Origin of the sequence: Corynebacterium gottingense (assembly GCF_003693265.1) — a bacterium.
Taxonomy (GTDB): Bacteria; Actinomycetota; Actinomycetes; order Mycobacteriales; family Mycobacteriaceae; genus Corynebacterium; species Corynebacterium gottingense.
The window spans coordinates 1-2317 of record NZ_RDRE01000089.1 but is presented as its reverse complement, the minus strand read 5'-3'; the positions used below and the strand labels follow the sequence as shown (position 1 = coordinate 2317).

3 protein-coding genes and 1 pseudogene are annotated in these 2317 nt (G+C 66.5%); 1 reads left to right on the top strand and 3 read right to left on the bottom strand.

The genetic code is table 11. The annotated features are described in order from the left end of the window. Positions 1 to 305: pseudogene (locus EAW56_RS11775) on the top strand (ribosome small subunit-dependent GTPase A); the annotation flags it as partial. Here the strand turns inward: EAW56_RS11775 and EAW56_RS11770 are convergent. The 3 genes from EAW56_RS11770 to EAW56_RS11760 all read right to left on the bottom strand — a co-directional run. Beyond that, the gene (locus EAW56_RS11770; protein WP_122086742.1) at positions 279 to 773 is read right to left on the bottom strand and encodes a DUF6912 family protein; all 495 of its coding nucleotides are present in this window, start codon (positions 771 to 773) and stop codon (positions 279 to 281) included. The pseudogene EAW56_RS11775 and the gene EAW56_RS11770 overlap by 27 nt on opposite strands. Next, a complete protein-coding gene (locus EAW56_RS11765; protein ID WP_095536393.1) occupies positions 773 to 1186 on the bottom strand; it encodes an HAD family hydrolase in 414 nt (137 codons plus the stop codon). Before EAW56_RS11765 ends, EAW56_RS11770 begins: the two co-directional genes overlap by 1 nt. A 40-nt stretch (positions 1187 to 1226) precedes the next feature. Beyond that, on the bottom strand, positions 1227 to 2317 hold a 1091-nt coding region (locus EAW56_RS11760; RefSeq protein ID WP_482764197.1), incomplete at its 5' end, for a preprotein translocase subunit SecA.

The following is a 2317-nucleotide window of genomic DNA, read 5'->3' as shown; positions in this document are numbered from 1 at the left end:
TCGCCCTGGAGCTCACCGGCCCGGGCGGCGGCTGGATCATCGACACCCCCGGCATCCGGTCGTTCGGGCTGGCGCACGTCCAGCCGGAGCAGATCATCGACGTCTTCCCGGACCTGTCCGAGGCCGCAGACGCTTGCCCGCGCGGCTGCACCCACCTGGGCCCGCCCGCGGACCCGGAGTGCGCGTGGGACGACTTCGCCGCCGACTCGCCTGTGGGCAGGCGGGCGGCGGCGGTGCGCAACCTGTTGGCTGCGCTGCACTCGAATAATGAGTGGGAGCTAAAGCAGCTCGATGAGGAACGGTAGCTCGCTGGGGTCGAAGAACGCCATGTAGTTGTCCTGGGCGTCGCCCACGGCCAGCTCGGCGTCCTCGTCGCCGAGATCGGCGGCGTCGATAAGCTCGGTGGCCCGCTTTGTGGCGTCCTCGGCCTCGCGCACGTCCACGTGGACGGCGGCGATGTCCTTGAGCTCGACGGGGCCGGACACCTTGACCACGGACTCGCCCATGTCCGGCTCGCCGGTGGCGTCAACGTCGGCGGAGACGACGACGCGGCGGTGCGGGAAGCGCTCCTCGTCGCCGATGGCGAGCAAGCGGATCGAGGCGAGCGCCGCGTCATCGAACGCGATGGCCTCGACTTCCTCCTGGTCGCCGGAGGTGAAAAACTCGGTGAGCTCCGGGGTGGCGGCGAAGCCCCACCCATTGCGAGCGTGCAGGACGCCCTGCTCGTTGAGCTGTTCCAGCATGGCGAAGGTGGCGGGGATGTAGACGCGCATTAGAACTCGCCCTCAACTCCGAACAAGGTTTGGATCTCCACCGCGGTGCGCTCGAAGGCGGTGTGCAGGATGCCGATCATGCCGAACTCGACGGCCGCGCGGACGTTGACAATGTCGTCGTCGATCATCACGCAGTCGTTGATGATCACGTCGATGGCGTCGGCCGCAGCCTGGAACGCGGCGCGGTCAGGCTTGCCCACCCCGACCTCGCCGGAGAGGACGACGGCGTCCACGTCGCCGCGGAACTCCCACTCGCGGATGGCCTCCGCCATCGGGCTGTCCGCCTCTTCGTTGGACAGGATGCCGACGGAGATCTCCTGCTTCTTTACCTCGGCGATGAGCTCGCGCCAGCGGGCGACATCCTCCGGGTCCTGGTCCAGGACGCCGGCGTAATCAATAATCAGTCCCTGCATTGCCTCTCTCCTTTCTTCACTCCCGGTAGTGTACGGGAATTTAGGCCTGCTGACCCTGCGGTGCGTCGCCGGAGCCCTCAGTGCCGTTCTGCCCCTCGAACTGCTTGCGGATGAGGAAGAGCTGGCGCACCGTCTCCTCCTGGACGGCCTCGTTCATGGCGGCGAACATGTCGCCACCTTCCTTCTGGTACTCCACCAGCGGGTCACGCTGCGCCATCGCGCGCAGGCCGATGCCTTCCTTCAGGTAGTCCATCTCGTAGAGGTGCTCGCGCCACTTGGTGTCGATGATCGGCAGGATCACGGAACGCTCGATGTTGCGCATCTGGTCATCCCCGCCGATCGCGGCGACGTTCTCCTCGAGCTTGTCGTACTGGGCCTGCGCATCGTCGATAAGCGCCTGGCGCAGCTCGGAGGCGCTGATCTCGCCCGGGCTGCCGTAGGTGGAGCCCTCGACGAGCTCTTCGGAGGACACCGTCGGGCCGTAGAGGGAGTCGAGCGCGTTCCACAGCTCGCGCAGGTCCCAGTCCTCCACGTAACCGTTCATGGTGGCTCCCTCGACGTAGGCGCCGACGGTGTCATCGATCATGCGGCGGACCTGGTCCTTGATGTCCTTGGAGCCCAGGATTTCCTGGCGCTCGCGGTAGACCACCTTGCGCTGCTCGTTGAGCACCTCGTCGTACTTGAGCACGTTCTTGCGCATCTCAAAGTTCTGGTTCTCCACGCGGGCCTGCGCGCCCTTCACGGCGTTAGAGACCATCTTCGCCTCAATCGGCACGTCGTCCGGCACGTTGAGGCGGTTCATCATGTTCTCCATGGACTGGCCCATGAAGCGCACCATGAGCTCGTCGCGCATGGAGAGGTAGAAGCGGGTCTCGCCCGGGTCACCCTGGCGGCCGGAACGGCCGCGCAGCTGGTTGTCGATGCGGCGCGACTCGTGGCGCTCGGTGCCGATCACGTAGAGGCCGCCGGCGGCGCGGACTTCGTCGCCAAGCTGCTTGGAGCGTTCCTTTGCGGCCGGGAGCTGTGCGTCCCACGCCTCCTGGTAGCCCTCCTCGTTCTCAAACGGGTCCAGGCCCTGCGCCTGCAGCTTCGCGTCCAGCAGAATTTCCGGGTTGCCGCCCAGCACGATGT